Annotated in this window: 29 protein-coding genes; 14 read left to right on the top strand and 15 right to left on the bottom strand. The window is 57.8% G+C overall.

What is annotated here, in order from left to right:
* Positions 1-11: 11 nt before the first annotated feature.
* From NH398_RS16245 to NH398_RS16180, 14 genes are all read right to left on the bottom strand, one after another.
* Entirely contained in the window at positions 12-881 is an 870-nt protein-coding gene (locus NH398_RS16245) for a CheR family methyltransferase (protein WP_159340614.1), read from the bottom strand.
* Positions 878-3058 carry a methyl-accepting chemotaxis protein gene (locus NH398_RS16240; protein WP_253019290.1) on the bottom strand — a complete coding sequence of 727 codons (2181 nt, stop codon included), beginning with the start codon at positions 3056-3058 and terminating at the stop codon, positions 878-880. Before NH398_RS16240 ends, NH398_RS16245 begins: the two co-directional genes overlap by 4 nt.
* Positions 3059-3126: 68 nt before the next feature.
* On the bottom strand, positions 3127-4407 hold the full coding sequence (locus tag NH398_RS16235; RefSeq protein WP_339119593.1) for a methyl-accepting chemotaxis protein: 1281 nt from the start codon (positions 4405-4407) through the stop codon (positions 3127-3129).
* A 131-nt stretch (positions 4408-4538) separates the two neighbouring features.
* Positions 4539-5039, bottom strand: a complete 501-nt coding sequence (gene cheW, locus NH398_RS16230) for a chemotaxis protein CheW (protein WP_044629561.1) — start codon at positions 5037-5039, stop codon at positions 4539-4541.
* Positions 5036-7135 (bottom strand): chemotaxis protein CheA, encoded by a 2100-nt coding sequence (gene cheA / locus NH398_RS16225; RefSeq protein WP_253019268.1) that lies wholly within the window; start codon positions 7133-7135, stop codon positions 5036-5038. Before cheA ends, cheW begins: the two co-directional genes overlap by 4 nt.
* Before the next feature lie 45 nt (positions 7136-7180).
* Positions 7181-8161, bottom strand: coding sequence for a flagellar motor protein MotB (gene motB, locus NH398_RS16220; RefSeq protein WP_159340612.1), 981 nt, complete (start codon positions 8159-8161; stop codon positions 7181-7183).
* Complete coding sequence (gene motA / locus NH398_RS16215) at positions 8158-9027, bottom strand: flagellar motor stator protein MotA (protein WP_253019267.1); 870 nt, start codon at positions 9025-9027, stop codon at positions 8158-8160. Before motA ends, motB begins: the two co-directional genes overlap by 4 nt.
* A gap of 220 nt (positions 9028-9247) precedes the next feature.
* Positions 9248-9772, bottom strand: coding sequence for a flagellar transcriptional regulator FlhC (flhC, locus tag NH398_RS16210; RefSeq protein ID WP_159340610.1), 525 nt, complete (start codon positions 9770-9772; stop codon positions 9248-9250).
* Positions 9769-10101: a flagellar transcriptional regulator FlhD gene (gene flhD, locus NH398_RS16205; protein ID WP_253019266.1), complete on the bottom strand. Its 333-nt coding sequence runs from the start codon at positions 10099-10101 to the stop codon at positions 9769-9771. The genes flhC and flhD overlap by 4 nt, the downstream gene beginning before the upstream one ends.
* A gap of 105 nt (positions 10102-10206) precedes the next feature.
* Positions 10207-10500 carry an EscU/YscU/HrcU family type III secretion system export apparatus switch protein gene (locus NH398_RS16200; protein ID WP_159343668.1) on the bottom strand — a complete coding sequence of 98 codons (294 nt, stop codon included), beginning with the start codon at positions 10498-10500 and terminating at the stop codon, positions 10207-10209.
* Entirely contained in the window at positions 10484-11701 is a 1218-nt protein-coding gene (locus NH398_RS16840) for a flagellar hook-length control protein FliK (RefSeq protein ID WP_253019265.1), read from the bottom strand. Before NH398_RS16840 ends, NH398_RS16200 begins: the two co-directional genes overlap by 17 nt.
* On the bottom strand, positions 11698-12105 hold the full coding sequence (gene fliT / locus NH398_RS16190; protein WP_159340607.1) for a flagellar protein FliT: 408 nt from the start codon (positions 12103-12105) through the stop codon (positions 11698-11700). The genes NH398_RS16840 and fliT overlap by 4 nt, the downstream gene beginning before the upstream one ends.
* A gap of 7 nt (positions 12106-12112) precedes the next feature.
* Complete coding sequence (fliS, locus tag NH398_RS16185) at positions 12113-12529, bottom strand: flagellar export chaperone FliS (RefSeq protein ID WP_253019264.1); 417 nt, start codon at positions 12527-12529, stop codon at positions 12113-12115.
* Positions 12530-12701: 172 nt separating this feature from the next.
* Positions 12702-14393: an HD domain-containing phosphohydrolase gene (locus tag NH398_RS16180; protein WP_253019263.1), complete on the bottom strand. Its 1692-nt coding sequence runs from the start codon at positions 14391-14393 to the stop codon at positions 12702-12704.
* A 263-nt stretch (positions 14394-14656) separates the two neighbouring features.
* On the opposite strand from NH398_RS16180, the gene NH398_RS16175 reads away from it, so the two are divergent.
* Positions 14657-15007, top strand: coding sequence for a flagellar protein FlaG (locus NH398_RS16175; RefSeq protein ID WP_253019262.1), 351 nt, complete (start codon positions 14657-14659; stop codon positions 15005-15007).
* Positions 15008-15136: 129 nt separating this feature from the next.
* On the opposite strand, the gene fliE is transcribed toward NH398_RS16175, so the two are convergent.
* The gene (gene fliE, locus NH398_RS16170) at positions 15137-15463 is read right to left on the bottom strand and encodes a flagellar hook-basal body complex protein FliE (RefSeq protein ID WP_159340603.1); all 327 of its coding nucleotides are present in this window, start codon (positions 15461-15463) and stop codon (positions 15137-15139) included.
* 256 nt (positions 15464-15719) lie between these two features.
* Here fliE and fliF point away from each other — a divergent pair, with 256 nt between their 5' ends.
* The 13 genes from fliF to fliR all read left to right on the top strand — a co-directional run bounded on the left by fliF (position 15720) and on the right by fliR (position 26923).
* Positions 15720-17486: a flagellar basal-body MS-ring/collar protein FliF gene (gene fliF / locus NH398_RS16165; RefSeq protein WP_253019261.1), complete on the top strand. Its 1767-nt coding sequence runs from the start codon at positions 15720-15722 to the stop codon at positions 17484-17486.
* Complete coding sequence (gene fliG, locus NH398_RS16160) at positions 17479-18483, top strand: flagellar motor switch protein FliG (RefSeq protein WP_159340601.1); 1005 nt, start codon at positions 17479-17481, stop codon at positions 18481-18483. The genes fliF and fliG overlap by 8 nt, the downstream gene beginning before the upstream one ends.
* On the top strand, positions 18476-19234 hold the full coding sequence (gene fliH, locus NH398_RS16155) for a flagellar assembly protein FliH (protein WP_253019260.1): 759 nt from the start codon (positions 18476-18478) through the stop codon (positions 19232-19234). Before fliG ends, fliH begins: the two co-directional genes overlap by 8 nt.
* A gap of 4 nt (positions 19235-19238) precedes the next feature.
* Entirely contained in the window at positions 19239-20627 is a 1389-nt protein-coding gene (gene fliI, locus NH398_RS16150) for a flagellar protein export ATPase FliI (RefSeq protein WP_253019259.1), read from the top strand.
* Positions 20628-21080 (top strand): flagellar export protein FliJ, encoded by a 453-nt coding sequence (gene fliJ / locus NH398_RS16145; protein ID WP_159340598.1) that lies wholly within the window; start codon positions 20628-20630, stop codon positions 21078-21080.
* Positions 21081-21102: 22 nt separating this feature from the next.
* Positions 21103-22392 carry a flagellar hook-length control protein FliK gene (locus tag NH398_RS16140; RefSeq protein ID WP_253019258.1) on the top strand — a complete coding sequence of 430 codons (1290 nt, stop codon included), beginning with the start codon at positions 21103-21105 and terminating at the stop codon, positions 22390-22392.
* Between the two features lie 159 nt (positions 22393-22551).
* Positions 22552-23028, top strand: coding sequence for a flagellar basal body-associated protein FliL (fliL, locus tag NH398_RS16135; protein WP_159340596.1), 477 nt, complete (start codon positions 22552-22554; stop codon positions 23026-23028).
* A gap of 21 nt (positions 23029-23049) precedes the next feature.
* The gene (gene fliM / locus NH398_RS16130) at positions 23050-24105 is read left to right on the top strand and encodes a flagellar motor switch protein FliM (RefSeq protein WP_159340595.1); all 1056 of its coding nucleotides are present in this window, start codon (positions 23050-23052) and stop codon (positions 24103-24105) included.
* The gene (gene fliN / locus NH398_RS16125) at positions 24102-24620 is read left to right on the top strand and encodes a flagellar motor switch protein FliN (RefSeq protein ID WP_159340594.1); all 519 of its coding nucleotides are present in this window, start codon (positions 24102-24104) and stop codon (positions 24618-24620) included. Before fliM ends, fliN begins: the two co-directional genes overlap by 4 nt.
* Complete coding sequence (fliO, locus tag NH398_RS16120) at positions 24617-25051, top strand: flagellar biosynthetic protein FliO (RefSeq protein ID WP_159340593.1); 435 nt, start codon at positions 24617-24619, stop codon at positions 25049-25051. Before fliN ends, fliO begins: the two co-directional genes overlap by 4 nt.
* Entirely contained in the window at positions 25048-25827 is a 780-nt protein-coding gene (gene fliP, locus NH398_RS16115) for a flagellar type III secretion system pore protein FliP (RefSeq protein ID WP_159340592.1), read from the top strand. The genes fliO and fliP overlap by 4 nt, the downstream gene beginning before the upstream one ends.
* A gap of 31 nt (positions 25828-25858) precedes the next feature.
* Complete coding sequence (gene fliQ / locus NH398_RS16110; RefSeq protein WP_044629584.1) at positions 25859-26128, top strand: flagellar biosynthesis protein FliQ; 270 nt, start codon at positions 25859-25861, stop codon at positions 26126-26128.
* 3 nt (positions 26129-26131) lie between these two features.
* Positions 26132-26923: a flagellar biosynthetic protein FliR gene (gene fliR / locus NH398_RS16105; protein ID WP_159340591.1), complete on the top strand. Its 792-nt coding sequence runs from the start codon at positions 26132-26134 to the stop codon at positions 26921-26923.
* Positions 26924-26976: the final 53 nt, after the last annotated feature.

Raw genomic sequence — 26976 nt, 5'->3', positions numbered from 1 at the left:
CTTTTGTTCACTTATTTCGCGAGGGTGTAAACCGTCTGCCCGCGCAACTTAAACGCATCGCTGATATACGAGAAGTTTTCGGAATGCCCTGCAAAAAGCAGACCGTCGGGCTTCATGAGCGGTGCGAACCGCTTCAAAATCTTGGCCTGCGTGTCTTTATCGAAATAAATCATGATATTACGGCAAAACACTGCATCGAACGGCCCTTTGACCGGCCACTGGGGTGCCAATAGATTGAGTGGCATGAACTCTACCAGTGCCGACACCTCCGGCCGCACACGGGCAAGCCCGATATGGTTGCCGGTCCCCTTCTGAAAGAACCGCTTAACCCGCGCTTCGTCGAGTTTGCGCACCTGCTCCTGGGGATAGATGCCCTTACGCGCTTTGGCCAACGCTTCGGTGTCGATATCCGTGGCAATGACCTTGGCCTGGGACGCTTTGGGCCCCAGGGTTTCCAACAGCGTCATGGCGATGGAGTAGGGCTCTTCCCCCGTCGATGCCGCCGAGCACCAAATGGTGACGGGATCAGGCTTGTGCTTGATGTGGTCGGCAAGCAGCGGAAAGTGGTGTGACTCACGGAAAAAAGCCGTGAGATTGGTCGTCAGCGCGTTAGTGAACGCTTCCCACTCTTTCGCGTCAGGCTGACGCTCCAGCCGCGACAGGTAGTCGGTAAAGCGCGTCATGCCGTGATGACGCAGCCGCTTGGCCAAGCGGCTGTAGACCATTTCACGCTTATGCTCGGCCAAAACGATGCCTGCGCGCTGATAAATCAACTCTCGAATACGCGCAAAATCCGCATCGGTCAGCACCAGATCACGCTCGATCTGTCCACTGGACGCCCATTGGCCGGCGTCGCTACCCCGTTCGCGTTGGTCTGTCAAAACTCTTCCCACTCCTCTACAGAGGCCATCTGCCGCTTCTTATGACTCGGCGCAGGCGTTGTGGCGCTGCTGATCTTGTCTGCCGCAGGCGGTGCCTTGGCGCTCGGTAAAGCGGCCATGCCAGATTGACCGGCTGGCGGCGTCAACGGCCCCTGACTCGTGAGCCGGAACGCTTCCACCGATAGCGCCAACAGGCTTGCCTGCTGCTCTAATGCCATTGCCGCTTGCGCCGTTTCTTGAACGCGCAGGGCGTTTTGCTGTGTTGCTTGATCCATCTCTGCGACGGCCTGATTGACCTCCGCAATCCCGCTGCTCTGCTCTTCGGAGGCTGCCGAGATATCGTGCATGATGTGGGTCACGCTGCGGGCGGCGTCAGCAACGTCAACGATGGCTGCTTCGGCTTTCTCCACCAGACCGGCACCCGCACTGACTTGCTGGTTGGATGCGTCAATCAACGAACGAATCTCTTGCGATGCCCCAGCACTGCGTCCGGCCAACTTGCGCACTTCTTCGGCCACTACGGCGAATCCCCGGCCATGCTCACCAGCGCGAGCGGCCTCTACCGATGCATTCAAGGCCAAAATATTGGTCTGAAAGGCAATCGAATCGATGACGTTGATGATCTCGGTCATTTTCTGTGAGCTTTGGGTAATCCGCTGCATATTGGCGACCAGTTGTGTCATCAATTCGCCGGTTTGTGTAACCCTTGTTGCATTATTATCGGCCAGCCGCCGCGCTTCTTGAGCATTATCACTGTTTTGCCGTACCGTCGTGGTCATTTCCTCCATGCTCGAGGCGGTTTGCTGCAGCGATGCGGCCTGCTGCTCGGTACGCGACGAAAGCGCTTCGTTACCGCTGGCGATCTCTTTGGCGGCTGGCGTGACGACTTCGATGCCCCCTTTCACGTCACTAATGATGCTGCTCAGGCTTTTGCGCATGGTATTGAGCGAGTCCATCAACTGACCAATCTCATCGCGCCGTTTGGGCGGTACGCGGGCCGCCAGGTTGCCACCGGCAATTTGCAGCGTGAAACGCGAGGCGCGCTTGAGCGGCGTAATGATCGAGCGCAGCGTCACGACGCTGATGAGCACCAGCAGCAATAGTCCTATGCCCAGCATCGCGGCCTGTGCCGTGAACATGGCTGTCTGACCACGCTCGGCATCTGCGGCCATGGCCTCGGCGGCCGCCTGTTTTTGCGCTATCAGCTCGTTGACCATGCCCGATAGGGCACGCCCATCCTCATTCATGACGTTGATCACCCCGTCCAGGCCGGTGAAGGCTTGGTACGTCTCTTCGGCTTGTAGCACGCTTGCCGCTTGGTTCATGCCGTTCGTCAAGAAGGCTTGCAACTGTTCGTTGAAGGCATCGGCAAGCGGTGTCGCGTTCACGTCGCGGCGGTAGAACGCCTCCCACACACTGGCCACTTCAGCGGCATTGTCAGCAACGGCCTCGCCCATCTCGAAGCGCTGGTTGATCAGTTCCATACGCTCGGGCTCGATCATCGATTGACGGGTCTGAGCGATGGTTTGGTCGATCTGCTGTAACCGAATAACGTCTCTGAGTCCGTCGTCGTTTAGCTCGCCCAACCGATCACCCGCCACGTTCAGGCCGTAAAGCCCTAATCCTCCGCTGGCCGTCAGTAGCGCTCCCGCGACCACCACCATGCCGATCAACTTGGCACGAATGGTGTCGAGCCGGGTGCGCTTGATACGCTGCCACACCCCTTTCTGGCGTACACGACCCTTATCGAGGTAGAGACGCTTTTGGCGCCCCTCACGCATGTCGGCATAGTGCCGTTCCGCTTGCGCAATCGCCTCACGGGTTGCCTGCACGCGAACCGAGGTGTAACCAATCACTTGGTCGTTTTCCACAATCGGCGTTACGCTGGCGTCGACCCAGTAGTGGTCGCCGTTCTTACAGCGGTTCTTCACCAGTCCCCGCCAGGTGTCACCGGCCTGAACGGTTTTCCAAAGATTTTCAAACGCGGGCGACGGCATATCCGGATGACGAATCAGGTTATGCGGTGCCCCGATCAGCTCGTCGTGCTGATAGCCGCTTATCTCGATGAACGCCGGATTGGCGTAGGTAATCCGCCCTTTCAAATCCGTGCGTGAGACAAGAAAATCGTCTTGTTTAAGCTCAACTTCCCGTTGAGTCACTGGCTGGTTGTTACGCATCATGCTGCCTTATTGTTGATGTTGTGGCACGTCTTCGGGTCATTCTGGTGGCGGAAAATGCCGCCCTCTTAAAAAGCTTCCCATTCGTCGGTGCTGGTGGTCGCGACGGGTTTCGCAACAGGCTGGGGGGCGCGAGGCGCGGGGGCGATAGCCGGCGCGGCCGCTCGGGTGTGTGACAGCGCTTGACCGGAGCCTGCTACTTGGAAGCGTTCGACGGCTTCACGCAGACGCGCCGCCTCACTTTCGAGTTCGTTGGCACTGCGAGCGGCTTGCTGCACCAACTGCGCGTTCTGTTGCACGACTTGGTCCATTTGGGCAACGGCCTGATTCACCTGACCAATACCATTGCTCTGCTCTTCGGAGGCGGACGCAATTTCATCCATGATATCGCTGACGCGTTGCACGGCGGCCACCAGATCCTGCATGGTCTGACCTGCCTGATTGACACGCTGGGTGCCGACATCCACTTTGCCGAGCGAGGTATCGATCAGCGTGCGGATCTCTTTGGCCGCGCTGGCGCTTCGGCTAGCAAGGCTCCGCACTTCCTGAGCCACCACGGCAAACCCTTTGCCGTGCTCGCCAGCGCGCGCCGCCTCGACCGACGCATTCAGCGCCAGGATGTTGGTTTGAAAGGCAATGTTATCGATCAGCGTGATGATGTCAGCGACCTGATGGGAACTGGCGCTGATCTCTTGCATGGTATCGACGATCTGACTGACTTCCTCGCCGCTGCGCCGTGCCGTGAGTGTCGCGTCACCCGCTAACTGGCTGGCCTGACGGGCATTGTCGGCATTGTGACTGACGGTCGAGGCGAGCTGCTCCATGCTAGACGCGGTCTCTTCGAGGGAGGAGGCCTGCTGTTCGGTACGCGAGGAGAGGTCGTTGTTACCGCTGGCAATATGCTGCGAACGCTCGAAGATGGTCGTTCCACTGCGCCGGACGACACCAACGGTCTCGGAGAGCGAGCCTTGCATGTGCGCCATCGCGCTATAGAGCTTGCCGATCTCGTTATTACCGGGCGAGCGGATCTGTTGATTGAGATCTCCCTGCGCCATGCGCTCGAAATAACCCACCAGTCGATCTAGCGGGCGCAGCACGTTGGCGCTCACGCCCCACACCACCACCGCGACCGTGAGCAAGGTCATGGCGACCACGCCGATCAACACCCAGCGAATTTGGGTGGCAAAGGCGCTGAACGCCAGCTGCTGCGCCTGCGGGTCGTTGGCACTCTGGACGATGTTCGCCCCATGATGCAGCGCATAAAGCCCAATCCCACAGGCGATGAGTACCCAAACGCTGAAGGTGGCGAGCACCAGCCCCCAACTGAGTCGGACGGTCATGTTACTCATCAGTTGACGTACTAGCTGTGTCACACGCTTTTCTCCAAACACAACCGTACTGGCCAGCGCTATCCATGGCGCCAGAGCGGGTTGTTCATTGGCTCGAGACGGGCACGCTCCGTGTGCCCCGTGGCAGGTCGTTAGCGGTTACTGGTGCTGTCGACCAGTGCCATTTCTTCGCTGGTCAGCAGTTTGTCGATATCGACCAAGACGAGCATCCGGTCGTCTAGGCTACCGAGGCCGCTCAGGAAATCGGAGGAGAGCGTGACGCCAAACTCGGGCGCCGGCTTGATTTGATCCGGCGTCAGGGTCATGACGTCGGAGACGCCATCGACCACGATACCGACGATACGATCGGCCACGTTGACGACGATCACCACGGTCTGGCCGCCGTACTCGACGTTATCCAGGTGAAACTTGATACGCAGGTCCACGATGGGCACGATCACACCGCGAAGGTTCGTCACCCCTTTGATGAAGTCGGGCGCATTGGCAATCCGGGTCACGTTTTCGTAACCGCGGATCTCCTGCACCTTCAAAATATCGATGGCGTACTCTTCATCGCCCAGCGAGAACACCAAAAATTCGCGATTTTCCGCTTCGGCGGCGGCTAGCACCGCCTCATTAGATGCTTGACTCATGACGGCTCAGCCTCCTTGTAATAAGAGAGATGGGGTGGATTAGCGACTTTCCCTGCTTCTTTTTTGGCCCGGCTCAAACGGTGTAAGCCAGTGATATCGAGAATTAGCGCAACGCTGCCATCCCCCAAGATGGTAGCGGCCGATACGCCGGGCACTTTGCGATAATTGTCTTCGAGGTTCTTTACCACGACCTGCTGCTGGCCGATCAACTCGTCCACCAGCATGGCGTAACGCCGCCCTTCCCCTTGGACGATCACGGCAATGCTCTTGGTCGGGTCGGTAATGGCGTTTTCGACGTCCAGCACTTCGTGAATGGCGATGACCGGGAGGTACTCATCGCGCACCTTGAGTACCACGTCGTCTCCGGCCATGGCATACATATCGCCTTTGGCAGGCTGCAGCGACTCAAGCACGGTAGAGAGCGGCAGAATAAAGGTTTCGTTGCCGACTTTGATCGACATACCGTCCAAGATGGCCAGCGTCAGCGGCAGCACGATACGTGTATTGGTGCCTTCGCCTTTCTTGGATTGAATTTCTACCCGGCCACCCATTCCTTGAATGTTCCGCTTGACCACGTCCATCCCCACGCCACGGCCGGAGACATCGGTCACCTCCTTCGCCGTGGAGAAGCCGGGAGCGAAGATCAATTGATAGACGTCCTCGTCCGACATGGTGTCCGAGACGTTCAAGCCGTTTTCACGGGCTTTGGCCAGCAAGCGATCACGATCCATGCCGGCACCGTCGTCGCGCACTTCAATCAGGATGTTGCCCCCCTGATGGCGGGCAGAGAGGACCAGCTTGCCGGTACGTGGCTTGCCCAGCGCTTCGCGCTCATCGGGCATTTCGATGCCGTGATCCAAGCTGTTACGCACCAAGTGCGTTAGCGGGTCGGTGATACGTTCGACCAAGCTTTTATCCAGCTCGGTGGATTTTCCTTCCGTCACCAGCTCGATCTCTTTACCGAGCTTGCCAGCGGTGTCACGTACTACGCGAGGGAAACGGCTGAACACGAACTCCATGGGGATCATACGGATCGACATGACCGCTTCTTGCAGATCACGCGCGTTACGCTGCAGCAGGCTCATGCCATTTTGCAGTGAGCTGTTGCCCACCGACTGGTCGCCCAGGTCGCTAACCGTTTGATCGAGCATGGACTGGGTAATGATCAGCTCGCCCACCAGGTTGATGATCTGGTCGACTTTATCCACCGAGACACGAATGGAGGAGGACTCAGCAGCCGCTTTCTTGGGCGCAGCCTTCGTCGATTTGTTGGCGGGTGCTTTGGCAGGCGCTTTTTCCAGAGCCGGTGCGGCCGGTTTCTCTTCAACTACCGGTGCTTCTGCGGCAGGGGTGACGTTGTCGGCTTGCGCGTCGGGTGCTGGTGCCGCAGCGGGGGCTGCCTCGCCCAGCGTCGTGATTTCGATTTGATCCGGCTCGATGATGAAGCACATGACCGCTTCGATATCATCGGCACTGACGCCACCCGTCAGCGTGACTTCGTAGCGCTTTTCGTCCCCCGACTGGGATTGAATATCGCCTAGCTGCTCTAGCTCTTCGACGAGCAGTCCACGATCTTTATCACCGACGTTCAGAAGCGCCACTTTGAGCCTCTGCTCACCGCCACTGCTCGCGGACGCGGTCTCTTTCTCTTCTTTGGGCGCCTCTTGTTTGGGTGCAGGGGCAGCCGCAGGAGCATCGAGCGTTTTGCCTATCTCTTCGAGGGCAATTTGCTGCAGCGTTTGGCAGATTCGCTCATACGCTTCTTGATTGGGCTCTTCCTCGTTGCGGTAGGCATCGAGCTGCTCGTGCATGATGTCTTTGGCCTCTAAAAAGGTATCCACGTGCTCCGCACGCAGGGTCAGTTCGCCTTTGCGAGCATGATCCAACAGGTTTTCGAAAATGTGCGTGGTTTTCTGTAGCACGCTAAAACCGAAGGTTCCTGCGCCACCTTTGATAGAGTGGGCTGCGCGGAAGATAGCGTTTAGCTGCTCGCTATCCGGATCATCGACATCCAGTTCCAGTAAGTGCTGCTCCATGTCGGCAAGCAGCTCTTCAGCCTCTTCAAAAAAGGTGTCAAAAAAATCCGCTATATCCATGCACCGCTCCACGTGAACGTCATATTTTTTTGTGACAAGCCGCGATTACCCTTCATCGTCGACCTGTGGCGTATTTGGTGGCACTTGTTCTGCTGGTACCGGCTCATCGAGCGCCGTGTCACTGGGCAAGGCGTCGTCGGGAAGCAGTGCCTCGGGCACCTCGCCCTCTGGCAGGGTGTCGTCCGCCGAGAGAATGCCTGGGTTGCGAATGGCTTCGGCGATCTCTGGCAGCAGCACGACGAGCTCGATACGACGATTGATCGGATCCGTGGGCGCAGTGTCAGACAACAGCACGCGATCCGCAAAGCCCGATACGCGTAAAAGCTGATCTGGATCAAGCCCACCGGCCACTAATTCACGACGCGACGCATTGGCACGGTCGTTGGAGAGCTCCCAGTTACTGTACCCGCGATAACCACCGGCATAAGGAACGCTGTCGGTGTGACCGCTGATGCTGAGATCGTTAGGTAAATCGTTCAACAACGGAGCCATGGTACGCAGCAGGCTGCGCATGTACGGCGCTACCTGATCGCTCCCTAACTCAAACATGGGGCGCTGCTCGGTATCCAGTAGCTGAATCCGTAACCCTTCCCGGGTTAAGTCGAAACGCATCTGGTTACGCAGTTCACGCAGCTCCGGGTCACGCTCGATGGCGCGCTCGATACGCTCTTGCAAGTCATCGAAGAAGCGTCGTTCTTGAGCGCTGGGGCGAGTGTGCTGCAGCACGTCGATGCGCGCGCGCTCACCATCGCTGTGCGTAGGGTCAGGCCCACCACCGGGAATGACGCTGGTGCTTCCCGACATATCTCCCCCGGTAATGGCCGTGACGAGTGGGGTACTGAAGTACTCCGCCACGCCCCGCCGAGTCTCTTCACTGGACACACTCAGAATCCACATCACCAAGAAGAGCGCCATCAGCGCGGTCATAAAGTCCGCCAGCGCGATCTTCCATGCCCCCCCATGGTGGGCATGGACCACTTTTTTGCGCCGGATGACAATCGGACGCTTATCCCCACCCTTACTCATGCATTACCGCCCTTTTTGGCGTCGCGCACGTACTCTTCCAATTCGGTGAAGCTGGGGCGCTCTGCGGTATGCAGCGCTTTACGGCCAAATTCGACGGCAAGCTGAGGCGCATAGCCATGCAGGCTCGCCAGCAGCGTGACGCGGATACACTGCAGCATTTTCTCCGCTTCTTTGGCCTGACGGTCGGCGTAGCTCGCAATCGGGCTGATGAAGCCGTAACCCAGCAGAATCCCTAGGAACGTACCGACCAGTGCCAGTGCGATCATCTCCCCCATCTGCGCAGCGGTGGCGTCCGCATAGGTCAACGCCTTGATGACCCCCATGACCGCCGCCACGATGCCGAACGCAGGCATGGCATCACCCACTTTGGCAATGGCGTCGATGGGCACGTGCGCTTCCTGTTCGAAGACCTCGATCTCATGCAGCATCAGCTCGTCGATTTCCATGGGCTCCATACCGCCACTCACCATTAGGCGAAGATAGTCGGTCAAGAAGTTCATGATATGCGGGTCTGCCAGCACCGACGGGTGCTCTTGAAACAGCGGGCTTTCCTCGGGGTTGTCGATATCGCGCTCGATGCCAAGCATCCCCTCACGGCGTACCTTGGAGAGAATTTTGTACTGCAGCGCCATTAATTCCATATAGAGCGCTTTGTTATATTTTTTGGTTCGCTTTAGCCGCGGCAGAATTTTGAACGTTGCTTTGATGGCCTTGCCGTTGTTGGCGGCAATGAACGCCCCCACGCCCGCCCCACCGATCATCAGCAGCTCCGTCGGCTGATACAGCGGCCCCAAGCTGCCACCTGCCAGTACATAGCCGCCGAATACGCACACCAGTACGACCACATAACCTAAAAGAATCAGCACAAGCAGAGTCCTTGCGATATCAGTTTTTTCAAAAAGAGCAGGGCCTCAGGCTTGACCACACAGGCACCGCTCCATCCCAAGTGCTACTTAGCCACATCATACTAAGACGAGTGCGCTGTTTAATGAAAAAGTACCACCGCCTTTTACCGCTATCTAACCGTTAAAGAGGTAGTTTATTAATTCTCGGCCTCGCCGCTAGGGGCGTGACAATTTTATACGTTCAACGCGATGCTTTACGGGTCTTGCCAGCACGCGAGGGGGGCTGACAAATACCGCACACGTAATCGTGCGTCGGACTGTGGGCGTGAGCGACAAAGTGGCCTTCACAGCGCGTGCAGGTGGTCAGCTGTAGCAGATCGCTTTCAAAAAAACGCACCAGTGTCCAAGCGCGCGTTAACCCTAATACTGGCTCCACATCCTCCAGCGAGATTTGCTCTTCGTACAAGCGATACGCCTTGACGAAAGCATCGATGCGCTCACAGCCCGCGCCTTTCAACAGCCCGACATAGATGTTGTAGAAAAAAGAGGAGTGCACGTTGGGCAGCCAAGTGACGAACCAATCTGCAGAGAATGGCAGCATCCCTTTGGGCGGCGACATGCCCCGCACCTCTTTATAAAGTTTGATCAGGCGCGTGCGGCTCAGCTCCGTTTCCGTTTCCAGCACCTGCAAACGTGCACCTAACTCAATCAGCTCGATTGCCAGCTGCACTTGGTGCATTTCATCAACCAAGCTCTTCTGGCTCACTTCGACTCTCCTGACGTTAGCGATGTCATCGGCTCACAGGCAGATAACAGCGACGCATGCAGGCCTGATAGCCCTTGATCCCTGGGGTTTTCGAGAATTTCGCGTAGCCGTTGACCACTCGAATGGCTGAACCGGCATACCAACTGATTGCTCCGCGCAAGCTTGGTGAGCTGCCATGCATTGAGCGATACCAAAAGGTCGGCGAGCTCGCCGTCGATTTTTAGGCGAAACATGGCCGCCTCGCGATCTTCGCTTAGCAGGCGCTGCGCAAGTAGCAAATACGCTAAGTTAATTTCTTGAATCTCATCGAGAAAGCTTGTTTGACTCATAGTGTCCCATCGAACGACACAGGCGCGACATTGTGACCATTATACTGGCGCCATTGATGACTTTTTCTTACCCAGTATCATGGTTGCATACAACGCTTGTATTGGCTACTTGAGCCTTTCACGCTGATTCAGCCCTCCGTCCGATAGCTCGAAGACCCAGACGAGCAGCTCAGCGACGACTTGGTACAAACTGGCGGGTATCTCTGCATCCAAGTCCAATTGCATCAGTAGCGCTACCAACTCAGGGGCATCGTGTACGTAAATCCCCTGGCGCTGCGCTTCCGCCATGATGCGCTCCGCGAGTTCGCCATACCCTTTCGCGACCACACGCGGGGCTTGCTCTCCCTCTTGATAGGCCAGCGCGACGGCTTGGCGGCGTCGATCACCCGAGGTCGCCATCATCGCTCTCCAATGTTACATGTCTAACCATGACCTTAACTTTACGAAAATCGAACGCGCTCAATCGTTGTTCCAGCGCGCCCACCCCCTCTTCCAGGCGCTGCCGCGTCTCGGCGTCCTCGGCCGTTAGGTTGATCGTCAAGGCTCCCTGGTAAAGTGCAAGTGCAATGTTGAAACGCCCCAGGTTAGGAACATCGAGCTGCATTTCAGAACGCCACCCCTCGTCGGCTTCGCCCTCGCCACCCGCTCCCTCTTTTTGCCCGTCGCGGCCGGGCAGGTTGATGACGAGCGCCATAAAAATGCCCGCCCAAACATCACCTTCCCAACGCAGCGTCGGCGTTACCATCATCTCTAGCTGTTGACGCACCAGCCCTTGAAGACTCTCGTGCACAATCTCTCTTGGCCCACGACTCGACACGTCCCATTCGCTGCTTGCCGGCAGGGCGACAGGCAACTGGGGGGGCTCTCGACTGTTCGTCAGGGGCGATGGCACGGCATTGGGGCTGGGCGGCAACATGGCGGGCCGCTCCAGCAACGGTTGATTGCCTGTCAAAGGGGTCAGTGGGGTATTCGGCAAAATGGTGAATGGCGCGGTGCTTGTCACCAGCGCCGAGGCGGGCGCAGTGGCGGTGGCACTCAGCACTGCCGACGTGAAACTGGGTACGAAAACAGCGGCAGGGCGAGGCCCTGGCTGCATCTGCGGCTCACGCATCAACTGCTGCCGAGAGGTATCGCCTTGAAACCAGCGCTTGAGATGCGCTTCGTAAAAGAGCCCGCTATCACGAATGCTCGCCTCTAACCGATTGGCCACTACGGGTGCCGAAGGCGGCTCCTGCGTCGACATTAACGGGGCCTGGGGGCGCAGCACGGTGGGAGGCGCAGGAAAACGCAGCAACACATCGGCGATGGTGCGTGCGGCAGGGCTAAAGTGGGTTTGTGTCGAGCTGGGCGCATTACCGGGCAGCGTACCAGGAGGCGCCTGACGAAACCCATCGGGAGAGCCTGGCAGGCGCTTTAGGTCACCGAGTAGCGGTGCCAGTGGGCGCCCATCCAGCCCGGCATCTCCTTGCAGTGCTCGCGGACCGTCACCGGCATACACAGGTTGCACGGGGGCATTCAGCGCACGCTGCGTGGACACCTCGGCTTGGCGACCAAGCACTTGATGTAAAAGAGTGTCGATAAGCGGCGTAATGCCACTCACGATGCCCCCTTATCGCGAGAGGGGTCGCTCTCGTAACCGTTGTATGCTCCCTGCTGCGGCGCATACGCACGGTGCAGGTCGCGCTGACGCTGGGTCACGCCAATCAACTTACCAAGCTCATCGCGTCGGGCGACCAAACGGCGGCGAATCTCGACATCGTGCTCCAGGATTTGCTCCAACAGCTCGGACTTGCGCTGCTTGGCCTGAGCATCGAGCACCACCGTGACATCTAATTCACGCACCTCTTCGACCAGCACTACATAGTTGCTGCGCTGCTCGATCAGTTCTGCCCACTTTTCTGCGTTGGCGAGCTCGTGCATATAGTGCACGCGCACCAACAGCTTTGCATAGGCATCCAGGAGTGCCTGCTGCGAATGACGATGGGCTGTTTCGGAAGCTGCCATGCTTGCCTCATGCACTCTGCTGTTGACCGATTTCACGCCAGGCGGAAGCGATATCTTCAAGCAACCGTTCGGCTTGATTGAGGCTCTCTTCGTCGTTGCGCAGGTTAGCCGTCAACAGCAAGCGAGCAATGTAGTCGTAGAGCGATGCAAGTCGCTCGGCAATCACACCGCCTTTCTCTTGGTCGAGGGCAGCTGCCAAACCGTTATTGATGATATCGAGGGCTTTGGAAATCGAGCGCCCTTTCTCTGCCCGATTACCAGCCTGCATGTGAATACGCGCCGCACGGATGGCTGCCTGAGCACCGTCAAAGAGCATCACGATCAGCTGATGCGGATCAGCAGACATAACACCACTTTCAACGCCGACACGGGCATACGCATTTGCACCACGTCCGTTAGCGGCGCCACCGCGAGTGTAAGTCATTAGCGGGCACTCCTGTTTGAGGTAAAACCACAGCCGCGCCCATCGCGGCAAACGGCTGTTTCATCTTGATAGTTGAGCGTGCTTGCTCACTTACTGAATATATCGGCGCAGGCAGCGCGGACTTTAAGCCTAATTACGTTTTAATTTTGGCCGGTTGCACTGCACTGGTGCTTTACGTTGAGACCGCCACTTCTCGAATGGGTTTACCCAAACGCTCCAAGACATCACCGCGAACAACCGCTCCCAGAGTGTCACGCATGGGCGGCTCTGACTGCTGCGTCAGCACCACCTCCGACGGCGCGCCACTCTCATCGAGGCGTAGAATCCAGGCCAACTGCTCGCTCGAGAAGAGCGCCAGCGAGCCCACCGGCAACGTTTTGAAATGCTCGATGTAACGCTTGATCCAGCGCGGGTCGAACTGGTGAGGATGCGCGAGAAGATGACGATAGATCTGCTGAGCCGTGCGCGCAGGACGATCGGCCCGATCACGCCGCATAGCTTCAACCACGTCGACGATCGCACTCGCTTTCGCCAGCTCGTTGATATCGTCTCCCGTCAACCCTTCTGGATAACCGCTGCCGTCGAGACGCTCATTGATTCCGCCAATCACCGCCTGCGCCACGGTGGCAGACAGCCACTGACAGGTATGCAAACGCGCCAATAGCAGTGATACGTGCTCGCTTAACGCGCGGCGGTGGTTCGCCTCGAAGTGGGGCGCTTTGAACACCACTTGAGGGACCAGCGCCTTGCCCAGGTCGTGCACCAGTCCGCTCGCCACGATCGCTTTGCGCACTTCTCGGGGCATGTTATCGCCCACCAAATCCAGCAAATGCACCGCGACGGCAATCCCGTGGCGCACCAGCAGTGGCTCCAGAGAGAGGCAGCGAGAGGCAAATAGCAAGCCCTCACGATCCTCTTCGTGAAGCATCAACAAACGATCTGCGTTGCGCGACAGCTGGCGCGAATCGATGTCACTCCCCTGCTGTAACAGCAGCAGCTGAGCATCCAAATACGCCGCCACTTTGACCAAGCGGCGCGCCATCGGCGTCGCGTAGCGGCGAATATCGCGTCGTCCTACATGCTCGGTATCCGGCGTCCGCCGACCGGGCTGCTCGAAAAGTGGCGACGGCTGACGCTCTTCCTGAACGTCCTTCTGATAGCGCGATGCCTCGCGTTCGATCTCGCAGACGAAGTACCAAATCTGCCGCTCTTGCTCAGACGTGCAACCGGCAAAACGGAAGCCAACGCGAAGCAAGTGGCGCTCAGGATCGGTCTTTTGGTGACGGGCGACCGCGTGAACTTCAAAATAAGTGCCGTTTGGAAAGGTAAAAGCGAGCTTCAGCGGCGCATCGGTCTCGGCCAGGACACCGCTGGCCGTCAGCGGTAATTCGAGCTGACAGCCGTCTTGAGATAGGTCGCGCAGCTCCCCCAACGCACTGTCGCCCCCCTCTCCAAAAACGGTTGCCGCAACCACCATGCCCATGCGCAGTTCGGCACGGTAAGATTCACGACGCTGCAACACGTCAACCGAGGCCGGATAATCACTACAGCATAAAAAACGACCGCCAGAACGGCGGGTTTCGGTCAACGAGAGAAGCGGCGTTCTGACCACTTTCCCCTGGGACTGACCACGTAGGAAGAACTGCTCCCCCTGCTGCAAACGACTGAGCAGATAATCAACGGACGACAGATCCATGACGAGCGTGTCGCCCTCGTGCTGCTCCATCAACACGATAGGCTCGGGCCGCGCATCAGGAGTTGCCAAGCACAGAGAAACGCCGCCGCTCTCGATCATGGTATTTAACAGAGAGCTAATGGCCGACGGACTCGTGACGCTCTCGTACTCATCTTGCTGGACTTCCATGCGTGCCTCGCTTTCCCCGAACGCGTTATGCGTTAACACTCATCACAAAGCAGCAGAGCATAACAGAAGCTTTTATGGAGCCGTATGCCCGCCATAGGGCTAATAACACTTTCTTTTCGTCTATAGTAAAAACTATAAAGTTGGCGGCAAATACGCCGATAGACTTCTGAAGAGGCTCATCACCGAACGGTAAACGGCCTCGCGCCTTTACTCGGTTACGTTACCCAGCCATGACAGGCTTAGCTTAAAGAGGAACGTTGTACATGGGCCCACTCATCATCGACTCAACCACACCCCCGGTCGTCGCTGCTCTACCCCAGGAGCGCTCACGCATCGACACTCACTCCGCCAAGATCACGGCCGTCACGGAGGCACCTTCGGACGCCGAACAGACCACGAAAGACGCCCTGGTCGAGCCCCTCCAGCGCATCAATGACGTCATGCGCCCGCGAGGGCTAGAGTTCGATATCAGCGAACACTCTTCACGCATCATCACCCGGGTCATCGATCGTGAAACGGGCGATGTCATACGTCAGATACCCGCCGAGGAGATACTGCAGATGGCTGAGCGTCTGGAGGAGTTACAAGGCAAGCTCATCTCGCTACAGGCGTAACAACAAGGCATCCGACCCTCTCATCCAGACCGAGCGCCCAAGGATGAGCGCTACCATCAAGCGATAACAGACCGTCAACTGCCCTATGCCCATGCCGACCTCATGTCCCGTCGACCTAAGTCAGTCGCATTACACCTGCATGTTCATGACATCGCGGTAGGCGGTTACTAAGCGGTTGCGCACCTGCATCCCCATTTGGAAGGCCACGCTCGCTTTTTGCATGTCGACCATGACATCGTTGAGCTCGATGTTCGGCTCGCCAGCCTGAAAGGCCATGGCTTTTGCATTCGCCGACTGCTGCAAACGATTGATGCGCTGGATAGAGGCCTGTAGCTCGCTGCCAAAGCCAGACTGCCCGACCGCCGTCGTCAGTTGCTCGCCCTTGATCGGCTGGGCCGCTTGGGCGGCGAGCCCCTGCATCTGCTGCAGCGCAGACTGTATGGAAGGTGAACTCATACGCTTGCCTCAATGTGCGGGTGTTCATTTAATGCCGCAAGCCTATCATCGGTACGAAAAGCCTCATACGAACAAATGCGTGTGAAAAGCCAAGCTTTTCGTTCATTTATGGTCGACGCACCCCCGGATAATGGCGTCCATCACAATTCCGCTTCATTCTTTCAGCGGATAACCGCGATTGACGGATATAGCCTATGCCTTCTTTGGTGATGCGCCTTGGTCGACCCCCGTTTTGCCTTCCCTTGTGGAGGGACGCATGAGCGAAACGGGTGCGACGGCAGGCCGTCAAAACAGCACGACACAAAGCCCTCCGCGTAGCGGAGCCGCAGAGAACGAACCCAGCAACCCATCGGCTTTTGAGCGCACTATGAAACAGCTGCGCGGCAATCCGCTTGTGGTGGTACTGGTGGCGGCTGCCGCATCCATCGCGGTGGTGGCGGCCCTTTTCATGTGGGCCAGCAGTCCCGACTACCGGGTGCTCTACAGCAATCTCAGCGAAGCCGACGGCGGCCGAATCATCACTGAGCTAGATACCCGCGGCGTTCCTTACCAGTTCAGCCAGGGCGGCCAAGCACTGCTAGTCCCGAGCGACCAAGTGCACACGCTGCGCCTTCAACTGGCTGAGCAGGGTCTCCCGCAAGGGGGCAATCTTGGCCTTGAACTCATGGAAACCCAGGCGTTCGGGATCAGTCAGTTTGCTGAGCAGGTCAACTTCCAACGCGGCCTGGAAGGCGAGCTTGCTCGCTCCATCGAGTCGCTTGGCCCCGTCGAAAGCGTGCGGGTTCACCTATCCATGGCGAAGCCGTCGGTGTTCATCCGCGACCGCGAGCCTGCTAAAGCGTCGGTGGTGCTGACCCTGCTGCCGGGCCGAGTGCTGGGCGAGGGACAAGTGAGCGCCATCGTTCATATGGTCTCCAGCAGCGTGCCAGAGCTTGCCATCGAAGACGTCACCGTCGTCGATCAAAACGGGCGTCTCCTCACGGCCAACAGCGCCCAGGGAGGTGACCTCGACGGCACTCAGTTGGCGTACATCACGGAAGTCGAGCGCTCTTACCAGCAGCGTATCGAAAACATCCTGTCGCCCATCATGGGCAGTGATAACGTGCGCGCCCAAGTAGCCGCGCAGATCGATTTTTCACGTCGTGAGCAGACCTCCGAGCGCTATAGCCCCAACCAGGCGCCCAACGAATCAGCCGTGCGCAGCCGTCAATTGAGCCTCTCTTATGATGGCGAAGACCCTCTTGCCACCGGCATTCCCGGCGCCCTCAGCAACACCCCGCCGGGTGTGGCGCCCTCCCCGATCAATCAGCCCGATGCCGAAGAGGGCGATGGCGAAGGAGACGGCGAGGCCGAACCGGGCGCGTTACGCAATCTGCGCCAAGAAGACGTCGTGAATTATGAAGTCGATCGTAGCATCGAACACATTCAGCACCGTCTGGGCCAAGTGCAAAGACTCTCCGCAGCGGTCGTGGTCAACTTCCGTAACGTCACGAACGAAGAGGGCGAAGTAGAGCAAGTGGCCCTCAGCGCCGAAGAGATCGCACAAATCGAGCGCTTGGTTCAGCAGGCCATGGGCTTCTCTGAGCTGCGAGGCGATCAGGTCGAAGTGGTGAATACGCCCTTTGCTGGCGACGATGACACTCGCGTCGAGCCTGTTTGGTGGCAACACCCCGACAACATCGCCATGGCAGCGACCTTGGGTCGCTACCTTCTTGTTGCTATCGCTGCCCTACTGCTCTATTGGCTGATTTTGCGTCCGCTGATCAAACGCTATACGCAACCCCCGGTCATGGCGGCTGCCATGCCTGGCGGCACGCTGAACACCAGCGTAGGCGGTGAAGAGGACGAGCAAGAAGGCAGCGAAGGCGAGGGCGACGAGGAAGACACCTACAGCAACAAGCCCAAGCGTCGTCGTAAAACGTCGCTCTACGAACACAATCTTAACGACCTGCGGGAGATGGCCCAGGAAGATCCCCGCATGGTCGCTATGATCATTCGCAGCTGGATGAACGCCAATGACTAGCATTGCTGAAATGAGCGGCGCACGTAAAAGTGCCATTCTCCTGCTGGCACTGGATGAAGACAGCGCCGCCGAGGTCTTCAAGTTCCTCAGCGCCAGCGAAGTGCAAGAGATCAGTACCGAAATGGCACGGCTTCACCAAGTTTCGCATGAAGACATGAAAGCCGTGCTGGAAGCGTTCCACCGTGAAACCGAAGAGTTCGTGGCGCTGAACCTCAACTCGAGCGAGCACATTCGCTCGGTGCTGACCAAAGCGCTCGGCAGTGAGCGGGCTACCAGCCTCATCGAAGACATTCTCGAAACCACGGGCGAAAATTCAGGTATCGATGCCCTGAACCTGATGGAAGCGTCCATGGTCTCCGAACTCATCCGCGACGAGCACCCGCAGATCATTGCCACCATTCTGGTACACCTGGACCGCCATCAGGCGGCCGATATTCTCGAGCTGTTCGAAGAGAAGCTGCGTAACGATGTCGTCCTACGGATTGCGACGTTCAGTGGCGTACAGCCAGCGGCTCTCCAAGAGCTCACCGAGGTACTCACCAGCATGCTCGACGGTCAAAACCTCAAGCGCAGCAAGATGGGCGGCGTAAGAACGGCCGCAGAGATCCTCAACCTGATGAACTCTTCTCAGGAAGAGGTGGCCATCGAAACCGTTCGCTCGCACAGCGAAGACCTTGCCCAGAAGATCATCGACGAGATGTTCCTCTTCGAGAACCTGCTGGACCTGGACAACCGCGCCATTCAGATGGTCCTACAGGAAGTCGAAACCAACTCCTTGGTGGTGGCCCTCAAGGGTGCCCAGGACGCGTTGGTGGACAAGTTCCTGCGCAACATGTCCCAGCGCGCCGCCGATTTGGTACGCGAAGACATGGAAGCCCGTGGCCCCATTCGCGTCTCTCAGGTAGAAACCGAGCAGAAAGCGATCCTGCAGATCGTCCGCCGTCTGGCCGATTCCGGAGAGATCGTCCTAGCGGGCGGAGACGACGAGTATGTCTAATACGCATACGCCAGAGTTTGATCGCCACGGCGAGTGGCGGCGCTGGCAGATGGACGAGCTGGCAGCGCCCAGCCGTGCACAGCCTGACAGCCGCGCCGCCGTGCCAAGCGAGCACCAGCGTAAAGTCGAGGCCGCCCGGCGCGCCGCAGAAGAGGCGCGTGCCCGTGAAGAGCAAGAGCGCCAAGAGATTTACGAACGTCTTCGCCAAGCTGCCGAAGAGGAGGGGTATCAGGCAGGGTTGACGCGTGGCCACGACGAGGGCTATGCCCAAGGGCTAAGCGAAGGGCGTGAGCACGCCGCGCAAGAACTCAATGAACAGATTCGCAAGAGCGTGACCCCGCTAGCGGCTTTGGCCAAACAGTTTTCGGAGGCCCTCGAGCGTCTCGACGAAACCATCGCCCACGATCTGGCAGAGCTGGCGTTGACCACCGGTAAGCAGCTAGCAGGCGACGCACTAGACGCGCACCCCGAGCATATCCTCGCCATCGTGCGGGAACTGCTGCACACGGAGCCTCCACTGGTGGGTAAACAGCGACTGTGGCTCAACCCCGCCGATCACGAGCTGGTCACCGAGCACTTAGGCAGCGAACTGGAAGCCGCCGGCTGGACGCTGCAACCAGACGACCAACTGACTCGGGGTGGTTGCCGCCTGACCAGTGCCCAGGGCGAACTGGATGCCACGTTCGAGAGCCGTTGGCACAGCGTTCAGGCCCAGCTCCGTAAACGCCATAGCGCGGCATCCTCGGGGTAATGCGATGAACCACCTCCGTTGCCCCCATCAACAGCGATGGCAAAAAGCCCTTCAGCGCACGACTCAGCGCGTTGGTCGGCTGCCGTATTACCGCACTAGCGGTCGTGTGGTGCGTGCAACGGGCATGGTGATCGAAGTGGTCGGTTTACGCGTCGCCGTTGGCAGCGCCTGCCAGATCGAACTTCCGGGCGCAGATGGCCGCTTGAACGACAGCGATAAGCATGCCGAAGCCGAAGTCGTCGGCTTCTCGGGCGATAAGCTCTACCTGATGCCCCTCGAAGAAATTTCCGGCTTGATGCCGGGCGCACGCGTCACTCCCCTGGTCGATGGCAATGGTCACAGTGCGCGCCGCTTCCCGATCGGTGACGAGCTACTCGGGCGAGTCTTGGATGGTAATGGCAATCCGCTCGATGATCGTGAAGGCGTGGAGGAAGCTCCCCGCACGACGCTCCAATCTCGGCCGCTCAATCCGCTGTCACGTGCGCCCATCGAATCACAAATCGATGTTGGCATTCGCGCCATCAATGCACTGCTAAGCGTGGGTCGTGGCCAGCGCATGGGGCTATTCGCAGGTTCCGGCGTGGGTAAATCGGTTCTGCTGGGCATGATGGCGCGCTATACCCAAGCCGATGTTATCGTGGTGGGCTTGATTGGCGAGCGTGGTCGCGAAGTACAGGACTTTATTGACAATATTTTGGGGCCAGAGGGGCGTAGACGAGCAGTGGTTGTCGCCGCCCCTGCTGACACGTCGCCGCTACAGCGCTTACAAGGGGCTGCCTATGCAACGCGCATCGCCGAAGGGTTTCGCGATGCCGGTCGCAACGTGCTGCTGATCATGGACTCCTTAACGCGTTATGCCATGGCTCAGCGGGAAATCGCTCTCGCCATTGGCGAACCACCCGCCACGAAAGGCTATCCGCCGTCCGTCTTCGCCAAATTGCCTGGTTTGGTAGAGAGAGCCGGCAATGCAGAGCGAGGTGGCGGTTCGATTACGGCGTTCTATACCGTGCTCACCGAGGGGGATGACCAGCAGGATCCCATCGCCGACTCGGCCAGGGCGATCTTGGATGGCCATATCGTGCTGTCTCGCACGCTAGCCGAGGCTGGTCACTACCCTGCCATCGATATAGAAGCCTCTATCAGCCGTGCGATGACCGCCATCGTGACGCCAGCGCAGCAGCAAGAGGCGCGCACGTTCAAACAGATTTTTTCACGCTATCAGCGCAATCGCGATCTGATTAGCGTAGGTGCCTATAGCCCAGGACATGACCCTCGGCTAGACGAAGCCGTCAATCGCTTTCCTGACTTGGAGCGATTCCTTCAACAAAATATCGAGGAGTGTGCGACGCTTGAAGAGTCACGCCAAGCCCTGCACACGGTAGTGGGAGGCTAAATGAGTCATCAACAGCTCGATATGCTGACAGATCTCGCGCGCGATGCGCGCGATCAAGCCGGCAAACTGCTGGCGCAAGAGCGTCAAACGCAGCAGCAAACCGAAGCACAGTTACACTCGCTCAACCGCTATCGCGTCGAGTATGCCGAGCGTTTACAGCAGGCCATGCGTGACGGTATCGACCCCGCTACCATGTACAACTATCAACAGTTCTTGGCGTCGCTGGACGCCGCCCTGAGCCGTGCCCGGCAAGCGTTGGCGGCGCAGCAAAAACGCGTGCAACAAAGCCAACAGCACTGGCAGCAGGAGCAGCGCAAACTCTCCTCTTACGATACACTGGCCTCGCGTCGGTTATTAGAGGAGCACCGCCGCCAAGCACGCCACGAGCAAAAAGTGAGCGATGACATGGTGACTAACCGTCTGGCTCGTCAGCAGTCTGATAAACCCCTTTAGCGTCGCGTCAGGAAGCCTATTCATGAATATTCAACTGTTACTTTCTGCGAATCCTAGTCAGGGAAGTGGCGCGTCGACGTCGCAGACGACGGGGGCTCAAAGCGTCTCGAACGGCCTTTTTCGTCAAGCCATGCTGCAGGCCAACGAAGGACAACCGCGATTGCCCCAAGCGCTTTCTGCCAGCTCGGCACCTACTTCGCAGGCAACGACCGATCTAAAAGAGTTCGCGGCACTGCTAGACTCACTGGGCATTGAGCTTGATCAAGAAGGTTTGGCAGCGCTATTTGCGCAGCTGCAAAACACAGAGCAACCCTCTGCAGAGCAGCTGGCGATGCTGCCAGGCGTGCTCGACGGCACGACCGATGTTTCTCTGTCAGCGCTGGATGAAATCGCCAGCCGTCTCTCGTTGGTCGCAGCGTTTAGCGATTCGCCAGCTCAATCGAGCGCATCCACGACAGACACCTTGTCGATTGCCGACATTGCAGAGCAGTTAGCGATCAGCCACCAGGACGCTGCCGCCCTGGTGACCGCCTATCAACAGCTCACTGCAAACACGGACACGGCGGGGTCTCGCCAGCGTGTTGACACACTCAATCAGCAAATTGCCGCGCTACTCAGTCACACGCCCGCCCATTCCCCCACGGAGGGCAAGCCAGCCACCCCTGGCACGTTAACGGCACCGACGCTGCCAACACCCCCGCCTCACCCTGGGATCAGTAGCGAGGCCATCGCGAGCGCTCTGGCGGTCAGCAGTGGTGCAAGCGAGGGAACTGCGCGGTTTAGCAGTGCAGGCGAGCTAGCCTTGAACTTACCGGGCACCGCCAACGGTGCCACCCCAGCTTCGACACCTATCGCCGCGTCATCGAGCACGTCCCTGCCCTCATCCATTGGGACGCCAGTGTCGCATCCTGCGTGGCCATCACAGCTTGGTCAGCAGCTCGTGCAATTTGCCCAGCGAGGCGGTGAGCAACACATTCAAATGAAGCTGCACCCAGCCGAGCTAGGACCGCTCTCCATTTCACTGAAGATGACCGAGCATGGCGCTCAAGCACATTTCCTGTCGGCTCATGCGCAGGTGCGCCAAGTCGTAGAGCAAGCGATTCCACAGCTTCGCGAAGCGCTGGCAGAACAGGGAATTTCGCTAGGAGAGACCTCTGTAGGTGAGCAAAATGCCTCCAACGAGCAAGCTTTCGCCCAACAAAGCGGTGGCGGTGCCTCGGGTGATGGCAGCAGCGTAGAGGGCGACATCGGAGCGCCTACGTCGGAAAGCACGCCCGTGACGCTGGATGGGCGAGTCGACCTGTATGCGTAAAGCAACGTATGCCTTGGTCATGACGTACGTAGTAATGATCGGATTAACTAGCTAAACCAAAAGATAGGCTCCCCAAGGAAGCCTGTTCGTTTCTTCACCATCACTCGCGTTAGGCATAATGCTTGGCTAGCGTCATGCGTGAACATCATGGGAACAACAATGGCAGAATCAAGCGGCGGATCAAAAAAACTGCTTTGGGTAATGATCGTTCTTGTCTTGCTCTCCTCTGCAGGAGCAGCAGCAGCGATCTATCTCGTACTCGACCAGCGCGATAACAGCGCCGAGGGTGACGCTCAGCAGCAAACGGTGGAGCACACCCCTCCGGTGTTTACCCAGATCGAGCCCTTTACCGTCAACTTAGCGGATGACCGCTACGGGTCACGCCTTCTCTATACAGGCATTACCCTGCGTGTTGGTAACGAGGAGAGCAAGGCGCTCATCGAAGAGCACATGCCGCAAGTGCGTAGCCGTCTCCTGATTCTTTTATCCGGCAAGCAGGCAGAACAGCTGACTTCGACCGAAGGTAAAGAGACGCTCGCCCAAGAGATCATTCGCCGATTGAGCGTTCCGCTAACGGAAAACCAGCCTCCCTTGGATCTTCGGGAAGTGCTGTTTACCGAATTTATTGTGCAATAGCCTAGGGAACGGGAGCCGTTCATGTCGCAGGACGATCTACTGTCCCAGGAAGAGATCGATGCCTTACTCAAAGGCGTCAGCGGAGATGACGAGCCGTCGGCAACGTCGTCTCCAACCCAGGATGAGTCGCGGATTCGCCCCTATGACCCGTCGACACAACACCGGGTCATTCGCGAGCGTCTGCACGCGCTCGACTTTATCAACGAACGCTTTGCTCGTTACTTCCGCAACGGGCTGTTCAACCTGATTCGCCGTAGCTCTGACATTACTGTCGAGTCAGTGCGCTACCAAAGCTTCAGTGACTTTTCACGCAACGTACCGGTGCCGACCAACCTCAACATCGTGTCGATGAAACCGCTGCGTGGCTCGGGTCTTGTCGTTTTCCCACCAAACCTGGTCTTCATGGTGGTAGACAACCTGTTTGGGGGCGACGGACGCTTCGTTACCAAGTCGGATGGGCGCGAATTTACGAATACCGAACAGCGCATTATTCAGCGTTTATTGAATCTTGCCATCGATGCGTATCAAGAAGCTTGGAAAGTGGTCTATCCGATCGATGTCCACTTTTTACGCTCCGAGGTACAGTCGAAGTTTGCCAACATTACCAATTCACCCAACGAAATCGTGGTGAATACCAAGTTCAACATCGAAGTTGGCAATCTCTCGAGCAGCTTCCAAGTCTGCATGCCCTACGCCATGATCGAGCCGCTGCGCGACTTGCTGGTCAACCCGATCAACGACAGCAATCACGATAGCGACGGTTCTTGGTCACGCCGAATGGCCAGCGAGCTACGCCAGTCGGAGGTGGAGCTGGTCGCGGAATTTGCACAAATTCCCAGCCGTATCGCTCAGGTAATGGGACTGAAAAAGGGGGATGTCTTGCCGGTGGATATTCCCAGCACGATTACTGCACGCGTTGATGGGGTCCCCGTCATGGAGTGCGAGTACGGTAGTCAGCGTCAGCAGCGCGCGTTACGGGTGCTACGTATGATCGACCATGCTGCTATGAATAACGTATCGTCCAAGGACTTTATTAAAGGTTCAACGCGACAGAAAGCCAAGGAATCCAAAGCATGACTGACCCTAACAAACCCGATCAAAAAGTCTCTGATGACGATTGGGCGGAAGCCATGTCTGAACAAGAAGAGCCCTCCTCTGACGCGGATGCCGCCAGCGAAGACGAGGACCCCTGGGCAGCCGCCATGGCGGAACAGGAGGCAGCCGAGCAATCCGATGCAGAGGATGAGCCGGAACCCGAGCCGCCCCAGGCCAAATCCGCCAGCGACGAGGTATTCCGCCCGCTGAGCGGTGAGCAGGGTAGCGCCCCTTCTCGTGATCTCGAAATGATCATGGATATTCCGGTCAAGCTGACGGTGGAGCTGGGTCGTACGAAGCTTACGATCAAACAGCTGCTAGAGCTGGCACAGGGTTCCGTCATCGAGCTAGAAGGCCTGGCCGGGGAGCCTATGGATATCCTGATCAATGGTTATCTGATTGCCCAGGGCGAAGTGGTCGTCATCGAAGACAAATACGGTATCCGCATTACGGAAATCATTACGCCCTCCGAGCGGATTCATAAACTCAACCGATGAGCGTGGCAACCTCCAGCGCCCAATCCTCGGTGGATGCACTAAGCGGCGGCGACGCTCTCATTGGTATGGCGGCACTGGGCAAAACCGCCGCTGCGCTTGCGCTGGTGATTGCGATCATTCTGCTCTGCACCTCGCTGCTCAAGCGCTGGCAACAGCATCGTTTCGACCAGGGCGCGCGATTGCGGATCGTCGGAACCACCGCAGTGGGTAACCGCGAACGCGTCGTCGTGGTCGAAGTGGAAGACACGTGGCTGGTACTGGGCGTGAGCAGTGGTCGCATCAGCAAGTTGCATGAGCGGCCGGCACCGGCAAACCGCCCCCACACACCCGAAACTCCGCCGTCTCGTTTCGCTCAGCGCTTGGCCAATGCGCTGGCCAAGAACCGTGACAAAAGCGACCGCTCCCCTTCAGACTCTCAGCACTCACCATGACACACGTTTCGTATGTTGCTCGGCTCTTTTCGCGTCGCTGGTGGCTATTTGCGCTACTGCTTGCGGGCGGTCTGATGGCCTTCCCCGCCGCAGCACAGCAGTTACCCGGCCTCGTCTCACAGCCCACCGAAGATGGCGGGCAGCAGTGGTCACTCTCGTTACAAACGCTGCTTTTTTTAAGCTCTCTGGCCTTCTTGCCAGCGATGCTGTTGATGATGACCAGCTTTACGCGCATTATCATCGTGCTTAGCCTACTGCGTACCGCCATGGGCACACAGGCAACGCCGCCCAATCAGGTGCTGCTGGGTATTGCACTGTTTCTGACGTTTTTTATCATGTCTCCCGTGTTGAATCAGGTGTACGACACCGCCTGGGTGCCTCTAACGGATGAGGTGATCAACTTCGAAGAGTTTCTACTGCGTGCTCAACTCCCATTTCGTGAGTTCATGCTGGCTCAAACACGGGAACCTGATATTGCTTTGTTCGTTCGCCTCGCCGATATCGGCCCTCTGCAAGGTCCAGAGGAGCTACCGATGCGCGTATTGCTCCCCGCCTTTGTCACCAGCGAACTCAAAACGGCGTTTCAAATTGGCTTTACCATTTTCATTCCTTTTTTGATTATCGATTTGGTGGTGGCCAGTACGCTGATGGCGCTGGGGATGATGATGGTGCCTCCTGTCACCATCTCACTGCCTTTCAAACTCATGCTCTTCGTGTTGGTCGATGGCTGGCAGCTCATCATTGGCTCGCTAGCAGAAAGTTTTTACATGATTTAACGTCGCGGGGCGCGGCAAGGAGCATCTATCCATGACACCCGAAATGGTGATGAGCGTCGCTTATCAAGGCATGCGCGTAACGCTGTTCCTGGCAGGCCCCATGCTACTCGCCGCCCTTTTTACGGGCCTCATTATCAGCTTGTTTCAGGCGGCCACTCAAATTAACGAGATGACGCTCACGTTCATTCCCAAGATTCTGGCTGTTTTTGCCGTTTTAGTGCTGGCGGGCCCCTGGCTCATTGGCTTGATTACCGATTTCACAACGCGCCTGTTCACCAATATCCCTGCAATGGTGATGTAAGCAGTGGTCGAGGTCACCTTTGCACAGTTACAAGGATGGCTGGTTGCCTTCTTTTGGCCTTTCGTACGCATTACGGCGTTTATGACGGCCACCCCGCTCTGGGGACACTCCAGCATTCCCACACCAGCAAAGGTGTCGTTAGCGGCTGTCATTGCCATCGTCATTGCGCCGGTGCTGCCTCCCATGCCCGCCGTACCGCTCATGTCGTGGGCAGGCCTTGGCATCATCATCGAACAAATGCTGATCGGCATCGCGATTGGGCTGGTCATGCATGTCGTATTTGCTGTCGTGCAGGCCGCCGGTGAGTTTATCGGTTTACAGATGGGTCTGGCCTTTGCGAGCTTTTTCGACATGTCGAGCGGCACGAACATCATGGTGCTATCACGTATTCTCTACATGATCACGCTGCTGATGTTTCTCGCGTTTAATGGGCATTTGATGGTACTAGAGACGCTGGTGATGAGCTTTCAAACGCTCCCCATCGGGGTTGGCAGTTTAAATCCGAATGCCTTCGAGCTGCTGGCAAGGTATGCAGGGACAATTTTTGCCTCCGGCATGCTGCTCGCCCTTCCGTTGGTGGCTTCGCTGCTGATTATTAGCTTATCGCTAGGTATCTTGAACCGCTCAGCGCCGCAGCTGACCGTTTTCAATATCGGCTTTCCCACGTCGTTGACCGTTGGCATCGTCCTGCTAATGGTATTGATGAGTGATATTGGCAGCTTTCTGCAACAGCTGTTTAGCCAAGGCATCAGCTTCACCCAAAGTCTTATCGAAACGATGGCGCCCTTGAACTAAAAAGCCCCGGCATGATGGCCGAGGCTTTCCATAAGACGTTACACGCTGGAAGA

This window comes from Halomonas sp. CnH100-B (assembly GCF_024124605.1).
In the GTDB taxonomy this organism is placed as follows: domain Bacteria; phylum Pseudomonadota; class Gammaproteobacteria; order Pseudomonadales; family Halomonadaceae; genus Vreelandella.
This window is presented reverse-complemented; position numbering and strand designations above follow the sequence as displayed.

Coding starts and splice junctions, on each gene's coding strand:
- NH398_RS16240 (WP_253019290.1), bottom strand. CDS start 3,058: ATGCGTAACAACCAGCCAGTGACTCAACGGGAAGTTGAGCTTAAACAA.
- NH398_RS16235 (WP_339119593.1), bottom strand. CDS start 4,407: ATGAGTAACATGACCGTCCGACTCAGTTGGGGGCTGGTGCTCGCCACC.
- cheW (WP_044629561.1), bottom strand. CDS start 5,039: ATGAGTCAAGCATCTAATGAGGCGGTGCTAGCCGCCGCCGAAGCGGAA.
- cheA (WP_253019268.1), bottom strand. CDS start 7,135: ATGGATATAGCGGATTTTTTTGACACCTTTTTTGAAGAGGCTGAAGAG.
- motB (WP_159340612.1), bottom strand. CDS start 8,161: ATGAGTAAGGGTGGGGATAAGCGTCCGATTGTCATCCGGCGCAAAAAA.
- flhD (WP_253019266.1), bottom strand. CDS start 10,101: ATGAGTCAAACAAGCTTTCTCGATGAGATTCAAGAAATTAACTTAGCG.
- NH398_RS16200 (WP_159343668.1), bottom strand. CDS start 10,500: ATGGCGACCTCGGGTGATCGACGCCGCCAAGCCGTCGCGCTGGCCTAT.
- fliT (WP_159340607.1), bottom strand. CDS start 12,105: ATGGCAGCTTCCGAAACAGCCCATCGTCATTCGCAGCAGGCACTCCTG.
- fliS (WP_253019264.1), bottom strand. CDS start 12,529: ATGACTTACACTCGCGGTGGCGCCGCTAACGGACGTGGTGCAAATGCG.
- NH398_RS16180 (WP_253019263.1), bottom strand. CDS start 14,393: ATGGAAGTCCAGCAAGATGAGTACGAGAGCGTCACGAGTCCGTCGGCC.
- NH398_RS16175 (WP_253019262.1), top strand. CDS start 14,657: ATGGGCCCACTCATCATCGACTCAACCACACCCCCGGTCGTCGCTGCT.
- fliE (WP_159340603.1), bottom strand. CDS start 15,463: ATGAGTTCACCTTCCATACAGTCTGCGCTGCAGCAGATGCAGGGGCTC.
- fliF (WP_253019261.1), top strand. CDS start 15,720: ATGAGCGAAACGGGTGCGACGGCAGGCCGTCAAAACAGCACGACACAA.
- fliG (WP_159340601.1), top strand. CDS start 17,479: ATGACTAGCATTGCTGAAATGAGCGGCGCACGTAAAAGTGCCATTCTC.
- fliH (WP_253019260.1), top strand. CDS start 18,476: ATGTCTAATACGCATACGCCAGAGTTTGATCGCCACGGCGAGTGGCGG.
- fliI (WP_253019259.1), top strand. CDS start 19,239: ATGAACCACCTCCGTTGCCCCCATCAACAGCGATGGCAAAAAGCCCTT.
- fliJ (WP_159340598.1), top strand. CDS start 20,628: ATGAGTCATCAACAGCTCGATATGCTGACAGATCTCGCGCGCGATGCG.
- NH398_RS16140 (WP_253019258.1), top strand. CDS start 21,103: ATGAATATTCAACTGTTACTTTCTGCGAATCCTAGTCAGGGAAGTGGC.
- fliL (WP_159340596.1), top strand. CDS start 22,552: ATGGCAGAATCAAGCGGCGGATCAAAAAAACTGCTTTGGGTAATGATC.
- fliM (WP_159340595.1), top strand. CDS start 23,050: ATGTCGCAGGACGATCTACTGTCCCAGGAAGAGATCGATGCCTTACTC.
- fliN (WP_159340594.1), top strand. CDS start 24,102: ATGACTGACCCTAACAAACCCGATCAAAAAGTCTCTGATGACGATTGG.
- fliO (WP_159340593.1), top strand. CDS start 24,617: ATGAGCGTGGCAACCTCCAGCGCCCAATCCTCGGTGGATGCACTAAGC.
- fliP (WP_159340592.1), top strand. CDS start 25,048: ATGACACACGTTTCGTATGTTGCTCGGCTCTTTTCGCGTCGCTGGTGG.
- fliQ (WP_044629584.1), top strand. CDS start 25,859: ATGACACCCGAAATGGTGATGAGCGTCGCTTATCAAGGCATGCGCGTA.